Consider the following 16,957-nt stretch of genomic DNA (forward strand, 5'->3'; position numbering starts at 1 on the left):
ATGGAGGTCCTCGTCTACGGCGCCGGCGCGCTCGGGAGCCTCGTCGGGGGGCTGCTGGCGCGGGCGCACGAGGTCACGCTCGTCGGCCGCGACCCGCACATGCGACGGGTCCGGGAGGACGGGCTCCGGATCGACGGCGCGGTCGACGCCCGCGTCCGCCCCCGGGCGCTCACCGACGGGACGCACCGGACGGCCGACCTCGCGGTGGTCACGACGAAGGCGTACGACACGGACGCGGCCGCGCGGGCGCTCGCGACCGGCGAGTACGACGCGGTCTGCTCGCTCCAGAACGGCTTCACGGAGGAGCGGCTGGTTGCGGCGCTCGACCCCACCGTGCTCGCGGGCACCGCGAGCTACGGCGCCCGGTTCGCCGAACCCGGGCGGGTGACCTGTACCGGCGTGGGCGAGGTCGTCGTCGGGGCGCTCTCGGGCGGGACCGACCCGCTCGCGGAGCGCGTCGGGAGCGCGTTCGAGGAGGCCGGGATCGAGACGACCGTCGCCGCGGACATGCCCCGGCGCCGGTACGAGAAGCTCGCGGTCAACGCCGGGATCAACGGTCCCTCGGCGCTCGCGCGGCTCTCGAACGGGGAGACCCTCGGCGGGCCGGGCGGCGAGGCGGCCCGCGAGGCGGCCCGCGAGGTCGCGCGGGTCGCGCGGGCCGACGGGATCAGCCTCGGCGACGACGAGGCGGTCGCCGCCGTCGAGCGCGTCGCCGCCGACACCGCCGCCAACCGGTCGTCGATGTGCGAGGACGTGGCCGCCGGTCGCCGGACCGAGGTCGACGCGATATACGGCGCCGCGACCGAGCGCGCCGACCGGTTCGGCGTGCCGGCGCCGACGTGTCGGACGATCGCGTCGCTGATCCGGGCGTGGGAGGTCGGAGAAGGGGTCCGCGAGTCCGGGTGACGCGCGGGATCGGCGAATCGGCAACTCTGCGAATCAGCGAATTCGCCGAGGCCGACGCTCAGCTGTCGGTGGTCGGCGACCGGCTCAACACCACTCCTCGAGGACGGTGGCGTCGGTCTCGTCGACCGAGACCCACGCGTTCTCCCGAGAGACGTCCGCGATCACGAGCTCCGGTCGCGACGACGACGAGTCGATGGACGCCATCACGTCCGGCGAGTCGTCGGCGTCGAGGGCCGGATCCGTCGGCAGCGCCGTCCGGCGGTGATCGGGGTCCGGGTCGTCCCATGGAGTGGAACTCCGTGACATGATTGTGAATTGTTCACAGTACGTATAAGCGTTCCGGACCGAGAGCGTCCGCCGTCGGCGGATCGGCGTTTCGGGCCGATAATCGGGGACGAGAGGCTTTGTCAATCGTCGATCACGGGGAAATTATCCGAGTAGAGCGCCGATCCGACGAACAGATCGGCTCGTTGTCACGGGCGCCGGTTCGGGGCGGCGAGCGGCGGGTGACCCGCGGGGGATGTCCGGCGACTCCCCGGATTCCGTCGTCGCACGCCGGAAACGGCTCGCGGACCACCTTCGCAGTATACAAGAGGTGGCACGCTGAAAGACGGTGCATGAACGTATCAGACGCCATGACGCCGCGGTCGGATCTCGTCGTCGTCGAGATCCCGGGGAGCCGGAACGACGTGCTGGAGTACATCCAGGAGTACGGCTTCTCGTCGGTGCCGGTCGTCAAAGACGTCGACGGCGACGAGGTGTACCGCGGGCTCGTCTCCCGCGACGACCTGATCGAGCAGCCGGACGAGGACCAGCTCGCGCTGCTGATGCGCGAGGTGCCGACGGTGGGCGCAGACGACGCGATCGGCGACGCTGCCGCCACGATGGCGGCCGAGGACTCGCGCCGGCTCCCGGTCGTCGACGGCGACGAACTCGTCGGGATCATCACCGTCACCGACGTGGTGCGGGCCATCGCCCGCGGCGAGATCGACGGCGACACGGAAGTGGGCGGGCTCGCGACCCGCGCGGTCAACGCGACACACACCGAGACCCCGCTGCCGGTCGCCGAGCGGGAGATCGGGCTGGCGAACGTCCCCTACGCCGTGGTGCTCGACGACGACGCCGGGCTCGCCGGCATCCTCACCGAGGTCGACGTGCTGGAGGTCGCCCGCGTCGTCGAGGGCGAGGCCAGCACGGGCGACTCCATCGCCGAGCAGGACTCCGAGTGGTCGTGGGAGGGGATCAAGGCGACCGGGGCCCGCTACCTCCCGACCCGGAACGTGGAGCTGCCCGTGGGAGCGGTCCGCCACTTCATGACCGCGGACCTCGTCACCGTCAGCGGCACGCGGACCGCCAAGGAGGTCGCACAGGAGCTCATCAGCAACGACATCGAGCAGGTGCCGCTGGTCAACGGCACCGACCTCGACGGCATCGTGCGGGACGTGGACCTGCTGGAGGGCTTATAAATGGCGTCCGAGGAGATCGTCGAGCTGGCGAAGCGGCGCGGGTTCTTCTTCGGCTCGAACGGCGCGTACGGCGGCACGGCCGGCTTCTACACCTTCGGTCCGCAGGGCGCGGCGCTGAAGAAGAACGTCGAGGACGCGTGGCGCGACCGGTTCACCATCCGGGAGGGGAACCGCGAGATCGAGGCGCCGACGATCATGCCGGAGCCCGTCTTCGAGGCGTCCGGCCACCTCGACACGTTCGACGACATGCTCGTCGAGTGCCCCGAGTGCGGTGAGTCCCACCGCGCCGACCACCTCGTCGAGGAAGTCACGGAGATCGAGGACGCCGAGGCGCTCCCCGGCGCGGAGGTCGAGGAGCTCATCGCGGACAACGACATCGCCTGCCCGTCCTGCGGTACCGCGCTCGCGGGCGTGACGGTCGAGGACTTCAACCTCATGTTCGCGACCGACATCGGTCCCGGCGACGCCCAGCCCGGGTACCTCCGGCCGGAGACGGCCCAGGGGATCTTCGTCGAGTTCCCGCGGCTGAAGGAGTACGCCCGCGGGAACCTCCCGTTCGGGATCACCCAGATCGGTCCCGCCTACCGCAACGAGATCTCGCCGCGCGGCGGGCTCCTCCGGCTGCGCGAGTTCACGCAGGCCGAGTTGGAGCAGTTCATCGACCCCGAGGAGGACGAGCCGCCGCTGGACCGCGTGCGCGACGTCGAGGTCCGGCTGTACCCCGCGACCGAACAGCAGGCCGAGGACGGCGAGTACGTCGAGACCACGGTCGGCGAGGCGGTCGACGAGGGGATCATCGGCTCGCCGTGGGTCGGCTACTACCTCGGCGTCGCGAAGCGGTGGTACGACCGGGTCGGCGTCGACCTCGACCGCTTCCGGTTCCGCCAGCACCTCGCGGGCGAGCGCGCCCACTACGCGTCTGACTGCTGGGACGCCGAGAGCGAGGTCGACGGCGACTGGATCGAGATCGCGGGGTTCTCGTACCGCTCCGACTACGACCTCTCGAAGCACGACGCCTACGGCGACGACGCGTTCACCGTGTTCAAGCGCTACGACGAGCCGAAGACGGTCGAGCGCGCGACCGTCGACCCCGACATGTCCGTGCTCGGCCCCGAGTTCGGCGGGGACGCCGCCGCGGTCGCCGAGGCCCTCGAGACGCTCGCCGAGCGCGACCCTGACGCGTTCGACGGCGAGACGGTGTCGGTCGAGGTGGGCGACGGCGACGACGCCGAGACCCACGAGGTCGACGCCGACGTGGCGAACTTCTCGGTCGAGACGGTGACCGAGAACGGCGAGCACCTCACCCCGCACGTCGTCGAGCCCTCCTTCGGCGTGGGGCGGACGGTCCAGACGCTGCTGGCGCACGCCTACAGCGAGGACGAGGTCGACGGCGAGGAGCGGACGTTCCTCTCCTTGGAGCCCGAGGTCGCGCCGCAGGACGCCGCGGTGTTCCCGCTGGTGACCAACGACGACCGGCTCACCGAGCTGGCCGACGAGGTCGCCGCGGACCTCCGCGAGGCGGGGCTGGCGGTCGCGTACGACGACTCCGGCTCGATCGGGCGGCGCTACCGCCGACAGGACGAGATCGGCACCCCGTTCTGCGTCACGGTCGACCGCGACGGGGTCGAGGGCGACGGGGAGGACACCGTGACCGTCCGCGAGCGCGACTCCGCGGCGCAGGTCCGGGTCCCGGCCGCGGAGCTGGCCGCGGAGCTGGCCGCGCTCCGTGCGGGCGGCGACTTCGACGACCTGGTGGACCGCTACGAGACAGTCGAGACCGACGTCGAGACCAGCTAGTCCCGTGTCCCTTCCGGCGGCGGAGTGGCGGGCCGAGGTAGAGTTCGAGCGGCGGCTGGTCCACGCGAGCGGCACGCTCTTCCCGGTCCCGTACCTGCTCGGGTGGCTCACGTGGACCGAGACGGCCGCGGTCCTCGCCGTCGGCGTCGCGGTCGTCGGTCTGCTGGAGTTCCTCCGGCTCGTCGTCGGGCTCGATCACGCCGTCTATCGGCATCTCACCCGGGAGTACGAGTCCGACAGCGTCGCCGGCTACGCGATGTATCAGATCAGCACCGCGGCGGTCGCGGCAAGCGCGGTCCCCGCCCTCGGGATCCCCGGCATGACGCCGACGCTCGCGGTCCCCGCGATCTGGATGGTGTCGCTCGGCGATCCCGTCAGCGGCGCGCTCGGGGACAACGACGCGACCGAGTCGAAGCGACCCGTCGCGTGGATCGCGATGTTCGTCGTTAGCCTCGCGCTGGCGCTCCTCTTCACCGTGCCCGCGTTCGGGCCCGGCGTCGGCGTCGCCGTCGCGCTCGCCGGCGCGGTCCCCGCCGCGGTCGCCGACGGACTGCCGCCGGTGATCCGGGGCGTCGCCGTCGACGACAACCTCACCATCCCGCTCGCCGCGGCCGGCGGCATGCTCCTCGCGGTGACGGTGTTGGCGTAGGCGTTCGACGGTGTTGGCGTAGGCGTTCGATCGACGCGCACCGGTCGCTCCGGAGGAGTGATCTGCAGGAGAAACGAGGGGCGGTCGGCGACCGATCTACGCCGCGCGGCGTTCCTTCGCCTTGGGGCGAAGCTTCGTGTAGCCGCACTTGCGGCAGCGGTTCGCGTCCGGGGAGTTGCGGGCGTTACAGCGCATGCAGATGTGTCGGTCGAGGTTGCGGCGTTCCGCGGCGTCGAAACTGGCCATACCCCTACTGTCGGGCCGACGCTGTAAAAGGTTGCGAGACGCGACGGGTCGTGGTGGTCGCTTCGAAGCGCACCGAGCGCCCGTGATTCACCTCAGAAGACCGTGGTTCGGCCGTTACGCGCCCGCTTCCGAGAGCGCAGCCTCGATGTCCTCGCGCTGGGTGACGCCGACGAACCGGTCGACGACGCCCTCGTCGTTCTCGATGATGAGGGTCGGCAGCGATCGCACCTGGTACTGGTTGGCGACGTCCTGCTCCTCGTCAACGTTCACCTTCTGCAGCTCGAAGGCGTCGCCGAGGTCCTCCTGGATCTCCTCCAGAATCGGGTCCTGCGTCTTACACGGGCCGCACCAGTCAGCGTGAAAATCCAGCAGTCGAACAGTCATTATCCGGCGCAATCTACCGCCGGGCGGCGCATAAGGGTTTCCCACTTGTGCACGCGCCGGCTGGAACCGCGGCGGTCGGGCCGGCTACGCGCCTTCGCGCGACCGCGACGCCGGACGCCTCGCGGGCGCGTCGTTTCGGTCCCGAACGAAACGTTTAGAATGCCGCGAGACGCACCGTCGGGTATGAGCAGCGGTTCCAACTCCGGCGGGCTGATGTCCAGCGCGGGCCTCGTCCGCTACTTCGACAGCGAGGGCCGGGACGCGATCTCGATCGACCCGAAGACCGTCCTCGCGTTCTGCATCCTCTTCGGCGTGTTCGTACAGATCCTCTCGCTGACGGTCGCGTAGATCGGCCGATCGGGGCTTTCGGTTCCTCACACCTCACTACATTCGTCAGCGGTTCGCTTTCTCGCTCCGTAGCGCGCCCTTTTTGCCCGTCCCACCCCGACCGGTTCCCATGCAAGCAGGCGTCATCGCCGTTCAGGGGGACGTGGCCGAACACGCCGCGGCGGTCGAGAACGCCGCGGCCGCGCACGGCGAGCCCGCGGAGGTCGTCGAGGTCCGGGACGCGGGGATCGTCCCCGACTGCGACGTGCTCCTCATGCCCGGCGGGGAGTCGACGACCATCTCGCGGCTGATCCGGCGGGAGGGGATCGACGAGGAGATCCGCGAGCACGTCGCGAACGGGAAGCCCGTGTTGGCCACCTGCGCGGGACTCATCGTCTGTTCGCGGGACGCGAAGGACGACCGGGTCGACGCGCTCGGGCTCGTCGACGCCTCCGTCGACCGCAACGCGTTCGGCCGGCAGAAGGACTCCTTCGAGGCGAAGGTGCCCGTCGACGGCCTCGACGACCCGTTCCACGCCGTGTTCATCCGCGCGCCGCTCATCGACGAGGTGGGGCCGGGCGTCGAGGTCCTCGCGACCGTCGACGGCCGCCCGGTCGCGGTCCGGGACGGGCCCGTCGTGGCCACCGCGTTCCACCCCGAACTCACCGACGACCCGCGGATCCACGACCTCGCCTTCTTCCCGGAGCGGGAGGTGGTCGCGTGAGCGAGCCCGACGCGGGCGGTGACGACGACTCCGCGCACGCCGCCGACAACGAGGTCCGCGAGGCCGTCCTCGACGAGCTGTTCGCCACCATCGAGTCGCGGAAGGAAGAGCTTCCGGAGGGGTCGTACACCGCCTCGCTGTTCACCCACGAGAAGGGCGAGAACGCCGTCCTAGAAAAGATCGGCGAGGAGTCCACCGAGGCGATCCTCGCGGCGAAAGACGACGAGCTCGACGAGCTCACCGCGGAGAGCGCGGACCTGGTCTACCACCTGCTGGTGTTGCTCGCGATGAAGGACCTCGACCTCGACGACCTGCGCGGCGAGCTCCGGGACCGGTTCTGAGAGTCGCCGGCTCCCTACCGCTCCCGTTCGATCTCCCGATCGATATCGGCGAGCTCCCGATCGATGTCGTCGAGCTCCTCCGTCTCCAGTTCGCTCGCGATCCGGCGCTCGAACTCCGCCTCGCTGATCTGTCCCTCGACGTACTGTCTGCGGAGCCGATCCTGCCGGCTCTCCGAGCCGCTACCGGTCGACGACGCCGAAGACGAACGCGACCGCCCGAGCGACTCCCCGGCGGCGTGGCTCGCGTCGTCGCCGAACGCCCACGCCCCGGCCTTGTAGAGGGCGTAGACGACACCGACGAACACGGCGAGCGAGACGATCCCGGTGGCGATCGCCCACACGAGGCTCAGGAACCACCAGGCGACGGATATGAGGACGCTGACGCCGATGAAGACCGCGATCGCAACTGCGCCGTAGTAGAGGGCCTTCTTCCCGTCCATACCGGGAAATCACTCGGCCGGGCGCAAATACCTTAGCCCGCCGTTCAGATCGGCAACCGTCTCGGGTCTCCGTCAGAAGACTTATTCGCCGGTGTGTGCGTTACACGACGAAATGAGTCCGGAACCGCGAACACGACCGAACCATGTCGGCGTGCGGTCCGACGGAGGCCGAGCGTGACCGAGGAGTCGGATCGCGGAACCGTCGACCGGCGGACCGTCCTCGGCGCGCTCGCGGGGGCCGGAAGCGCCGCGGTCGCGGGCTGTTCGGGCTCCGGGTCCGATTCGATGCCGAGCGACGCGGCCACGGAGGACCTCGATCCGGACACGCTCGACGAGCTCGCCGCGCGGTTCGCGCCGACGCTGTACTTCGATTCCGCCGAGCCGTGGTTCCCGACCGACCCGCGTCCGTACGCCGTCGAGGAGGACGGCGAGACGGTCGTCGACGGGTTCGAGGCGTTCGACGGCTACCACGAGCGCTACGACGAGGCGGGCGAGCCGCCGGACCCGACGGTCTTCTACAACGGGGTCCGGTACGAGGACTCGCCGCTCGCGGTCGTCCAGTTCTGGCTCTACTCCGCGTTCGACCAGTTCACCGCCAACTTCCACTGGCACGACTGGGAGGTGCTCCACGTCTTCGTCGACCTCGACGCCGGCGACCCGCAGCTGTACGTCGCCAGCTCGCACTCCCGCAGCGTGCCGAACAACGAGTTCCTCGACCCCGATCCGGACGCCGTTCCGCGGATCCTCTCGGAGCTCGGGTCGCACTCCAGCACCCTCTCGGTCAACGAGATCCCCGACCGGTTCCAGCGCGTCGGCGAGGAGGGGTTACTGGCGGACATCACGAACGCGACGATCGACACCGTCGAGGACCTCCTCGGGGCCCCCATCGCGTACGGGCTCCCGCGCGACGAGGGGACCCGGCTCCCGTTCGTCGTCCCCGAGTACGAGGGCGCGCCGATCTACGAGCACCCGGACCTCCCCTCGGTCACCTCCGAATCGCTGGTCGACGGGGCGCTGACGGTCCGATCGCTCGACGCGCTGGGGTCGCCGCCGACCGACCTCCCGCTCCGGGAGACGGGGATCGCCTTCCGGCACGCCGACCGCGAGGACGCGGCCGCGGACGAGACCGCCGAGGAGGTGATCGAGTACGAGCTGGTCGAGAGTGCCGAGCTGGAGGACATCTCGGCGTTCACCGGCCCGCAGCTGAGCTTCGAGTTCGCGGTCCCGGAGGCGGTCGAGGACGCCGTCGCCGGTCACCTCACGACCACGGGCGTCCCGTGGGAGCAGCCGCGCTACGGGAACCCGGCGCTCGACGTGACCGCCGGCAACCACCGGTCGGATCTCGCCGCGCGGTACGACGCTATCGCTGACGACGAGTCGTTCGGCGACGCGGCGGCCGAGGGGCTGGACGGGGTCGTCGCCCGCGTCACCCGAGCGACGGAGAGCGACGACGCCCCGGAGGGCGAGGGGCTGACGACGACGGACGCGGTCACCGAGTCGTTCGTCCTGATCGAGAGCGACCCGGAGGCGGTGCCGACGTTCGCCGGCGGGGTCGTGGTCGCGAACGGGGTCCCCGAGGGCGACCACCGGCTCACCGTCAACGGCGCGGGGCAGGCGCCCCACAGCGAGGGGCTGACGGTCTCGGCGGACGAGCCCGTGACGACCGCGGGCGTCGACGGCGAGATCCCCCTCGTCGCCCGCGAGAACGCGACGAAGGTCGAGCTGTCGGACGCCGAGAGCGACGTCGACGTGACTCGGAACGCGATCGAGGACGACTTCGCGGGCCGGATCTACGACTCGGCGGTCGACGGGAGCGACGCGGTGTACGTCCACGCGGGCGGCGCGTACACGAACGAGGTGCGCGACGCCGACGGCGAGATCGGCGCCAGTCGGGTCAACCCGGACCCGGCGGCCGGAGGGGACGGCTCCGACGGAAACGACCCGATCCGGATCGACCGGCCCGAGACGGGCGCGGCGTCGCTCGCCGGGTTCGTCGCCGACGTGGCCGAGGAGACCCGGGCGGAGGTGGCGGCCGCGGCGGCCGAGGGCGGGGGCGACGACGATGACGGGAGCGACAGCGACGACGACGGAAGCGACGGCGACGACGGTGACGACGGGGACTCGGGCGGAGGCGGATCCGACGACGGCGGCCCGTCGAACGCGGTGAACGGGCTCGAACGCGCGCTCGCCGCCGCGGTCGACCACGCGGAACGGGCCGAGCAGCGCGCCCGCGAGGGCGACGGCGAGGGGACGGAGCGCCAGCTGGAGAACGTGCTCGATCGGATCGCCCGAATCGAGGAACGGCTCGCGGCGGCGCGAGACGGGCTCCCGCCGGGCCTCGCGAACGCGACCGGAAAGCGGGTCGAGCAGGCGACGCGGCGCGTCGAGCAGGCGCGGGAATCGGAGAAGCTGTAGGCGGGAATCGGAGAAGCTGTAGGCGGGAATCGGAGAAGCTGTAGGCAGGAATCGGAGAAGCTGTAGGCAGGAATCGGAGAAGCTGTAGGCAGGAATCGGAGAAGCTGTAGGCAGGAATCGGAGAAGCTGTAGAGGGGGCGCGGGCGACGAGCCGCTTTTTCGCGCCGCGAGCCGCTGCGTGAGGGTGTGCCACGCCGCACCACTGGATGGAAAGCTATACGACGCCGACCCGACCACGAGTATATAAGCAGATGTCTCAGGAGGGTTACGACCACACCGCGGTCGAGAAACGGTGGCAGGAGGCGTGGGAGGACGCCTCCGTGTATCGCACGCCGGACGAGGTGGACGACCCCACCTACGTGCTGGGGATGTACCCGTACCCGTCCGGGAAGCTCCACATGGGCCACGTCCGCAACTACACGATCACGGACGCGTACGCCCGGTACCGCCGGATGCGGGGCGACGACGTGCTCCACCCGATGGGGTGGGACGCGTTCGGTCTGCCCGCCGAGAACGCCGCCAAGGAGCGGGACACGAACCCCCGCGACTGGACGTTCGACTGCATCGACACGATGCGCGGCCAGATGAAGTCGATGGGGTTCGGCTACGACTGGGACCGCGAGGTCACCACCTGCACCCCCGAGTACTACCGGTGGAACCAGTGGCTGTTCCGGCAGTTCCACGAGGCGGGGCTCGTCGAGCGCCGCGACGCCGAGGTGAACTGGTGTCCGTCCTGCGAGACCGTCCTCGCCGACGAGCAGGTGGAGGGCGACGACGAGCTGTGTTGGCGCTGTGACACCCCCGTCGAGACGCGGGACCTAGACCAGTGGTTCTTAGAGATCACGGAGTACGCCGACGAGCTGATCGACGCCATCGACGAGCTGGAGGGGTGGCCCGACTCCGTGCGCCAGATGCAGCGCAACTGGATCGGCCGCCAGCACGGGAGCGAGGTGGACTTCCACGTCGAGGGTCACGGCCCTGTCACGGCGTTCACGACGCGGATCGACACGATCCACGGCGCGACGTTCTTCGCGCTGGCGCCGGACCACCCGATCGCGGAGGAGCTGGCCGACGAGGACGACGCGGTCCACGAGTTCGTCCACCACGAGGCCGACCCCGAGGGCGACGAGCCCAACGGCGTCGAGACCGGGCTCACCGCCACGAACCCCGCGACGGGCGAGGAGATCCCCGTCTTCGTCGCCGACTTCGTCCTCTCGGACGTGGGGACGGGCGCGCTGATGGCGGTGCCCGGCCACGACGAGCGCGACCACGCGTTCGCCGAGAAGATGGGCGTCGACATCGAGCCGGTGATCGCGCCGGAGCCCGACGACTGGGACGGCGAGACGGTCCCGGACGCGCCCGACGTGAGCGAGGCCGCGTTCACCGACGACGGCGTCGTCATCAACTCGGGCGAGTACAGCGGGCTCGACAGCGAGACGGCCCGCGAGCGGCTGACCGAGGACATCGAGAGCGCCGAGGCGACCACCCAGTACCGCCTGCGCGACTGGGGAATCTCCCGACAGCGCTACTGGGGGACCCCGATCCCGGTCGTCCACTGCGACGACTGCGGCTCGGTGCTGGTGCCCGAGGAGGACCTGCCGGTCGAGCTGCCGGAGTTCATCAACACCACCGGGAACCCGCTGGACGCCGCCGAGGAGTGGAAGGAGACGACCTGTCCGGAGTGCGGCGGCCCCGCGACCCGCGAGACCGACACGATGGACACGTTCGTCGACTCCTCGTGGTACTTCCTGCGCTACGTCTCGCCGGGCGACGAGGCGGTCCCCTTCGACTTAGAGCGCGCGAACGACTGGATGCCGGTCGACCAGTACGTCGGCGGCATCGAGCACGCCGTGATGCACCTGCTGTACTCCCGGTTCGTCACCAAGGTGCTGGCCGACGAGGAGGGGCTGGAGCACCGCGAGCCGTTCACGAACCTGCTGGCGCAGGGGATGGTCCAGCTGGAGGGCGAGAAGATGTCCAAGTCGGTGGGGAACACGGTCTCCCCCCAGCGCATCGTCGACGAGTACGGCGCCGACACGGCCCGGCTGTTCATGATGCAGGCCGCCCAGCCCGAGCGCGACTTCGACTGGTCCGAGGAGGGCGTCAAGTCGACGCACCGCTTCCTGGCGCGGCTGACGGACCTCGTCGAGGAGTACGCCGCGGGCGACGCGTCGCTCGCCGGCGACGGCGACGCCGAGGGCGCCGACCGCGACACGGTCGACGACTACGTCGCCGACGAGATCGACGCCGCCGTCGCCATCGCGGGCGGTGAGTACGACGACCTCACCTTCAACGTCGCGCTGCGCGAGGCGCAGGACCTCGTGGGGACGCTCCGGAGCTACCGGGGGCACGCCGACCCGCACCCGGAGACCTACGAGCGCGGGCTGGACGTCGCCGTCCGCCTGCTCGCGCCGGTCGTCCCGCACCTGGCCGAGGAGCTGTGGGAGACGCTTGGCCGCGACGGGTTCGTCGTCGAGGCCGACTGGCCGACCGCGACGGTCGACCGCGAGACGGTCGAGAAGCGTCGCCGGTTAGTCGAGAACACCCGCGAGGACGTGCGCGACATCGTCGAGGTTGCCGGCATCGAGGACCCCGAGCGCATCGACGTGGTTGTCGCGCCCGACTGGAAGTACGACGCCCTGTCGATCGCGATCGACAGCGACGCCGACAACCTCATCTCGGAGCTGATGGCGGAGAGCCACATCCGCGAGCGGGGCGACGACGCCGCCTCCTACGGACAGGACCTGCAGGCGAACCGCGAGGCGCTCCGGGAGACCCTGTCGGGCGACGAGGAGTACGAGGCGCTGCGCGCGGCCTCGTGGCTGATCGAGCGCGAGTTCGACGCCCCGGTCCGCGTCGAGCGCGCGGCCGACGCCGACGACTCGGTGGTTCGAAAGGCCGAGCCGGGTCGCCCGGCGATCGATATCGTCGAGTAGCGGCCCGACCATTTATAAACAGATCCGGCGGCCCGGAAGGGCTTAGTCGCCGGCGGCGTCCCCCCGTGTATGGACGATTCCGACGCGGCGAGCGGCGAGTCCGGGGGCCCCTACGCCCCCGCCCGCGACGTCCTCGCGGGCGAGGGTCTCGGCGCTGCGGACGGTGGGGGCGCGGCCGACCCCGACCCCGCCGTCCTCGCCGCCCGCCTCGACGACGGCGACCCGCTCTCCGGGTTCGCCGACCGGTACCACGTGCCCGACGGCGTCCTGTACATGGACGGCAACTCGCTCGGCCCCGCGAGCGACGCGGCCCTCGCGAGCCTCGACCGCGTCGTCGACGAGTGGCGCGACCGGCTGATCGGGGGGTGGACCGACGCCGACCCGCCGTGGTTCGAGGTCGGCGAGCGGCTCGGCGACGCGCTCGCGCCCCTCGTCGGCGCCGACCCGAGCGAGGTCGTCGTCGGCAACTCGATCACCGTCAACGTCCACACGCTGATCGGCACCTTCCTCGACGAGCTGCTGGCGGGGAACGGCCCGGATCGGGAGGAGTTCGAGGCGGCCGACGGGACGTGGGAACCGGACGGCGGCCCCGACACCGAGCCCGCCGTCCTCGTCAACGAGCTCGACTTCCCCTCGGACCACTACGCGGTCCGCGCGCAGCTCCGCCAGCGCGGGATCGACCCGGACGAGAAGCTCCGCGTCGTTCCGAGCCGGGACGGGCGGACCATCGACCCCCGCGACATCGAGGCCGCGCTGGCGGCACACGACGACGTGGGGATCGTCTGCATGCCGACCGCGCTGTACCGCTCCGGACAGCTGTTCGACGTCGCGCGGATCGCCGACGCCGCCCACGAGGCGGGCGCGTACGTCGGGTTCGACGCGGCTCACTCCGCGGGGGCGGTCCCGCACGAGTTCGGCGACGCCGGCATCGACTTCGCGGTGTGGTGCACCTACAAGTACCTCAACGCCGGCCCCGGTTCGATCGGGGCGCTGTTCGTCGCCGAGCGCCATCACGGGCTCACGCCCGCACTGGCGGGGTGGTGGGGCCACGAGAAGGCGACCCAGTTCGAGATGAACATGGAGTACACGCCCGCGGAGTCGGCAGGGGCGTGGCAGATCGGCACCCCGCCGCTGCTCGCCGCGGCGCCCCTCGAGGGGTCGGTCGAACTCCTTCGGGAGGCCGGGATCGAGCGTCTCCGAGAGAAGTCGCTCGCGCTCACCGACTTCCTGATCGCCTTAGTCGACGCCCGGCTCCCGGCGGTCGACGTCGGAACGCCGCGCGAACACGCGGCTCGCGGGGGCCACGTCGCCCTCGAACACCCCGACGCGGAACGGCTGAGCGAGGCCTTAAGAGACCGCGGCGTGGTCGTCGACTTCCGGCCGCCGAACGTGGTTCGAGTGTGTCCGGCGGCGCCGTACACCGGATTCGCCGACGTGCTGGAAGTGGTCGACGAGATCGAGGCGATCCTCAAGTCGGGGGCGCACGAGAGCTACGCGACGAGCGAGGGCGGGGTGACGTAGCGGTCGCGTCGATCTGGTCGCGTCGCGGCCCGTTAGAGTCCGAATTCGAGCACCGACATCCGCACTCTTATCAGCCTATTAATCCTATCTGGCGCTAAGAGAACCGATGGGCGAGAATGCACGTTCAACCGACGACGCCAGCTCGTTCGACGTGACCGACGAGGGCGTCGACAGCGTTTACGAGGCGATCTTTCGCGAGATGGACGACGCCGTTTTTATCGTTGAGGTCGGCCGGACCGGCGACGGCTACAAATTTACCTTTGGACAGAACAACACCGCACACCAGGAGCAGACGGGGCTCTCCGAGGACGCGATGCGGGGTCAGACACCGAGGGAGTTCCTCGGCGACGAGCAGGGTGCGGCCGTCGCCGCGAACTACCGCCGTTGTGTCGAACGCGGAGAGACGATCGAGTACGAGGAGTGGCTCGACTTTCCGGGCGGAACGAGCTGCTGGCAGACGAAGCTGACGCCGATCACCGAGGACGGAAGGGTGACGCGGATCGTCGGCGTCGCTCGGGATATCACCGAGCAGAAGGAACAGGAGCGGGAGCACCAGCGTACGCACCGCCGGTTCCAGACCGTGTTGGAGACGATGTCGGCGGCGGTGTTCCTCAAAGACGCCGACGGTCGGTATCTCCTGATGAACCAGGCGTGCCGCGATCTGCTCGACGTGGACGACGACTCCGTCGGGATGACCGACAGAGACCTCTTCCCGCAGGAGAGCGCGGAACGGGCCCGGGCGGACGACCAGCGAGTCCTCAACAGCGGAGAGCAGATCGAAATCGAAGAGACGATCCCGACTTCCGCGGGGGAAAGCGTCCGCCTCACTCGGAAGTCACCCGTGTACGACGACGAGGGGGAGATCGTGGCCGTCTGTGGCGTCTCGACGGATATCACCGAGCAGAAGGAGAGAGAACGGACGCTTCAGCAGCTCAAAGACCGCCTCGAACTCGCGGTCGAAGGCGCCCAACTCGGCATCTGGGACTGGGACATGACCACCGACGAGGTCGAGTTCAACGAGCAGTGGGCGCGGATGCTCGGACACTCCGCGGACGAGATCGAACCGCGCCTCGAGGAGTGGGAGCGCCGCGTCCACCCCGACGACCTCGAGCCGGTCGAAGACGCCCTGTCGGAGCACATCGCCGGCGAGACGGCGTACTACGACACGGAACACCGGATGCGTACCGCGTCCGGCGAGTGGAAGTGGATCCGCGACGTCGGGAAGGTCGTCGAGCGCGACGGGGAGGGAGAACCGGTTCGGGCCGTCGGCATCCACCTCGACGTCGACGATCAGAAGCGGCGAGAACGGGAGTTGGAACGCACTCGGGCGCTCATCGAGCGGACCCAAGAGAGCGCGTCGATCGGGTGGTGGGAGTTCGATCTGCTCGACGGGTCGCTCACGTGGAGCGACGAGGTGTATCGCATCCACGAGGTGCCGATGGACGAGTCGGTCGAGCTGGAGGACGCCATCGAGTTTTACCACCCGGCCGACCGAGAGACAATCGAGGCCGCCTTCGACCGGCTGATCGAGGAGGGCGAGTCGTACGACCTCGAACTGCGGGTCGTCAGGGAGTCCGGGCAGACCCGGTGGGTCAGGGCGATCGGCGATCCGCAGTTCGACGACTCGGGGGACGTGGTCGGCGCGTTGGGGCTGTTCCAAGACATCACGGAGCGGAAGGAGTACGAGGTCGCCCTCGAGTCGACCCGCGAGGAGCTTCGGAAGATCATCGACCTCGTCCCGGACCTAGTGTTCGCGAAGAACCGCGACGGCGAGTACCTACTGGCGAACAAGGCGACCGCGGAGGCGTACGGAAAGACGCCCGAAGAGGTCGAGGGACGCTCGGAGGCCGACATCATTCCCAACGTCGACGACTCGGCCGAGTTCCGACAGGACGACTTGGAGGTGATCGAGTCGGGCGAGCCGAGATTGATCGGGGAGGAGATGCTGACGACGGCGGACGGCGAGACGCGCATCCTGCAGACGACGAAGATCCCCTACAAGGTGTCCGAGACGGGGGAAGACGCCGTGCTGGGATACGCCCGCGACGTGACCGAACTCAAGGAGTACGAGCGGACGCTCGAGCAGCAGCGGGACAGCCTCACCCTCCTCAACCAAGTCGTCCGCCACGACATCCGGAACCAGCTGATGGTCGTCGAGTCGTACACCGAGCTGCTCGTGGACTCGCTGCCCGACGACCAGAGCCGGACGTACGCGCGGACGGTCATCGAGGCGGCGAAGCAGGCGACGGAGATCACGGAGACGGCCAAGGACGTCACCGACGTGCTGCTACAGGTCGGCAGCGACCGGTCGCCGGTGAACCTCCGCGACGAGCTCTCCGATCAGATCGAGCGGGTCCGCGCGGATCAGGACAGGGCGAGGGTCTCCGTCGACGGGGACATCCCCGACGTGACGGTGTTGGCCGACGACCTGTTGGAGTCGGTGTTCCGGAACCTGCTGACGAATGCGGTCGTCCACAACAACGAGGACGTGGCCGAAATCGCGGTTTCGGCGCGCGTTGACGGCGATTGCGTGCGCGTGTCGATCGCCGACAACGGTCCCGGTATCGAGGATAAACACAAAGAACAGATCTTCCAGGAAGGCGAGAAGGGCCTCGAGAGCGGCGGGACGGGGGTCGGGCTCTACCTCGTCAAGACGCTCGTCGACAAGTACGGGGGCGACGTCTGGGTCGAGGACAACGAGCCGACGGGCAGCGTGTTCGTCGTCGAACTGCCTCTCGCCGACTGACGGGACGCGACTGCCTCTCGCCGACTGACGGGAACGCGAGACGTATCGCGGCCGCGGGC

Annotated in this window: 15 protein-coding genes; 11 read left to right on the forward strand and 4 right to left on the reverse strand. The window is 69.9% G+C overall.

Features of this window, described 5'->3' with window-relative positions:
- Positions 1 to 906 carry a ketopantoate reductase family protein gene (locus tag CK500_RS00960; protein WP_095635389.1) on the forward strand — a complete coding sequence of 302 codons (906 nt, stop codon included), beginning with the start codon at positions 1 to 3 and terminating at the stop codon, positions 904 to 906.
- 84 nt (positions 907 to 990) lie between these two features.
- Here CK500_RS00960 and CK500_RS00965 read toward each other — a convergent pair whose 3' ends face one another.
- Positions 991 to 1,212, reverse strand: coding sequence for a DUF7556 family protein (locus CK500_RS00965; protein ID WP_095635390.1), 222 nt, complete (start codon positions 1,210 to 1,212; stop codon positions 991 to 993).
- A 311-nt stretch (positions 1,213 to 1,523) separates the two neighbouring features.
- Here CK500_RS00965 and CK500_RS00970 point away from each other — a divergent pair, with 311 nt between their 5' ends.
- The 3 genes from CK500_RS00970 to CK500_RS00980 are packed head-to-tail and all read left to right on the forward strand — an operon-like array spanning position 1,524 to position 4,818.
- Positions 1,524 to 2,372 carry a CBS domain-containing protein gene (locus CK500_RS00970; protein ID WP_095635391.1) on the forward strand — a complete coding sequence of 283 codons (849 nt, stop codon included), beginning with the start codon at positions 1,524 to 1,526 and terminating at the stop codon, positions 2,370 to 2,372.
- On the forward strand, positions 2,373 to 4,169 hold the full coding sequence (gene glyS / locus CK500_RS00975; protein ID WP_095635392.1) for a glycine--tRNA ligase: 1,797 nt from the start codon (positions 2,373 to 2,375) through the stop codon (positions 4,167 to 4,169).
- 4 nt (positions 4,170 to 4,173) lie between these two features.
- Entirely contained in the window at positions 4,174 to 4,818 is a 645-nt protein-coding gene (locus CK500_RS00980; RefSeq protein WP_095635393.1) for a dolichol kinase, read from the forward strand.
- Positions 4,819 to 4,914: 96 nt separating this feature from the next.
- Here CK500_RS00980 and CK500_RS00985 read toward each other — a convergent pair whose 3' ends face one another.
- Together CK500_RS00985 and CK500_RS00990 are read right to left on the reverse strand one after the other, a co-directional pair.
- On the reverse strand, positions 4,915 to 5,064 hold the full coding sequence (locus tag CK500_RS00985) for a 50S ribosomal protein L40e (RefSeq protein ID WP_095635394.1): 150 nt from the start codon (positions 5,062 to 5,064) through the stop codon (positions 4,915 to 4,917).
- Between the two features lie 114 nt (positions 5,065 to 5,178).
- Positions 5,179 to 5,448 (reverse strand): thioredoxin family protein, encoded by a 270-nt coding sequence (locus CK500_RS00990; protein WP_004049143.1) that lies wholly within the window; start codon positions 5,446 to 5,448, stop codon positions 5,179 to 5,181.
- A gap of 183 nt (positions 5,449 to 5,631) precedes the next feature.
- Between CK500_RS00990 and CK500_RS00995 the strand changes: the two genes are divergently transcribed.
- The 3 genes from CK500_RS00995 to hisE all read left to right on the forward strand — a co-directional run bounded on the left by CK500_RS00995 (position 5,632) and on the right by hisE (position 6,840).
- Complete coding sequence (locus tag CK500_RS00995) at positions 5,632 to 5,796, forward strand: preprotein translocase subunit Sec61beta (RefSeq protein ID WP_095635395.1); 165 nt, start codon at positions 5,632 to 5,634, stop codon at positions 5,794 to 5,796.
- 109 nt (positions 5,797 to 5,905) lie between these two features.
- Positions 5,906 to 6,499 carry a pyridoxal 5'-phosphate synthase glutaminase subunit PdxT gene (pdxT, locus tag CK500_RS01000; protein WP_095635396.1) on the forward strand — a complete coding sequence of 198 codons (594 nt, stop codon included), beginning with the start codon at positions 5,906 to 5,908 and terminating at the stop codon, positions 6,497 to 6,499.
- Positions 6,496 to 6,840 (forward strand): phosphoribosyl-ATP diphosphatase, encoded by a 345-nt coding sequence (hisE, locus tag CK500_RS01005; protein ID WP_095635397.1) that lies wholly within the window; start codon positions 6,496 to 6,498, stop codon positions 6,838 to 6,840. Before pdxT ends, hisE begins: the two co-directional genes overlap by 4 nt.
- A gap of 14 nt (positions 6,841 to 6,854) precedes the next feature.
- Here hisE and CK500_RS01010 read toward each other — a convergent pair whose 3' ends face one another.
- Positions 6,855 to 7,280, reverse strand: coding sequence for a hypothetical protein (locus tag CK500_RS01010; protein ID WP_095635398.1), 426 nt, complete (start codon positions 7,278 to 7,280; stop codon positions 6,855 to 6,857).
- A 174-nt stretch (positions 7,281 to 7,454) separates the two neighbouring features.
- On the opposite strand from CK500_RS01010, the gene CK500_RS01015 reads away from it, so the two are divergent.
- The 4 genes from CK500_RS01015 (at position 7,455) to CK500_RS01030 (ending at position 16,898) form a co-directional block, all read left to right on the forward strand.
- Positions 7,455 to 9,695: a hypothetical protein gene (locus tag CK500_RS01015; protein ID WP_095635399.1), complete on the forward strand. Its 2,241-nt coding sequence runs from the start codon at positions 7,455 to 7,457 to the stop codon at positions 9,693 to 9,695.
- Positions 9,696 to 9,946: 251 nt separating this feature from the next.
- Positions 9,947 to 12,631 (forward strand): leucine--tRNA ligase, encoded by a 2,685-nt coding sequence (leuS, locus tag CK500_RS01020; RefSeq protein ID WP_095635400.1) that lies wholly within the window; start codon positions 9,947 to 9,949, stop codon positions 12,629 to 12,631.
- 69 nt (positions 12,632 to 12,700) lie between these two features.
- Positions 12,701 to 14,152 carry a kynureninase gene (kynU, locus tag CK500_RS01025; RefSeq protein ID WP_095635401.1) on the forward strand — a complete coding sequence of 484 codons (1,452 nt, stop codon included), beginning with the start codon at positions 12,701 to 12,703 and terminating at the stop codon, positions 14,150 to 14,152.
- A 106-nt stretch (positions 14,153 to 14,258) separates the two neighbouring features.
- Positions 14,259 to 16,898, forward strand: a complete 2,640-nt coding sequence (locus CK500_RS01030; RefSeq protein ID WP_095635402.1) for a PAS domain-containing protein — start codon at positions 14,259 to 14,261, stop codon at positions 16,896 to 16,898.
- Positions 16,899 to 16,957: the final 59 nt, after the last annotated feature.

The organism is Halorubrum salipaludis (genome assembly GCF_002286985.1).
Classification (GTDB): domain Archaea; phylum Halobacteriota; class Halobacteria; order Halobacteriales; family Haloferacaceae; genus Halorubrum; species Halorubrum salipaludis.

Coding starts and splice junctions, on each gene's coding strand:
- CK500_RS00990 (WP_004049143.1), bottom strand. CDS start 5,448: ATGACTGTTCGACTGCTGGATTTTCACGCTGACTGGTGCGGCCCGTGT.
- kynU (WP_095635401.1), top strand. CDS start 12,701: ATGGACGATTCCGACGCGGCGAGCGGCGAGTCCGGGGGCCCCTACGCC.
- CK500_RS00960 (WP_095635389.1), top strand. CDS start 1: ATGGAGGTCCTCGTCTACGGCGCCGGCGCGCTCGGGAGCCTCGTCGGG.
- CK500_RS00985 (WP_095635394.1), bottom strand. CDS start 5,064: ATGGCCAGTTTCGACGCCGCGGAACGCCGCAACCTCGACCGACACATC.
- CK500_RS00995 (WP_095635395.1), top strand. CDS start 5,632: ATGAGCAGCGGTTCCAACTCCGGCGGGCTGATGTCCAGCGCGGGCCTC.
- CK500_RS00970 (WP_095635391.1), top strand. CDS start 1,524: ATGAACGTATCAGACGCCATGACGCCGCGGTCGGATCTCGTCGTCGTC.
- CK500_RS01010 (WP_095635398.1), bottom strand. CDS start 7,280: ATGGACGGGAAGAAGGCCCTCTACTACGGCGCAGTTGCGATCGCGGTC.
- pdxT (WP_095635396.1), top strand. CDS start 5,906: ATGCAAGCAGGCGTCATCGCCGTTCAGGGGGACGTGGCCGAACACGCC.
- CK500_RS00965 (WP_095635390.1), bottom strand. CDS start 1,212: ATGTCACGGAGTTCCACTCCATGGGACGACCCGGACCCCGATCACCGC.
- CK500_RS01030 (WP_095635402.1), top strand. CDS start 14,259: ATGGGCGAGAATGCACGTTCAACCGACGACGCCAGCTCGTTCGACGTG.
- glyS (WP_095635392.1), top strand. CDS start 2,373: ATGGCGTCCGAGGAGATCGTCGAGCTGGCGAAGCGGCGCGGGTTCTTC.
- leuS (WP_095635400.1), top strand. CDS start 9,947: ATGTCTCAGGAGGGTTACGACCACACCGCGGTCGAGAAACGGTGGCAG.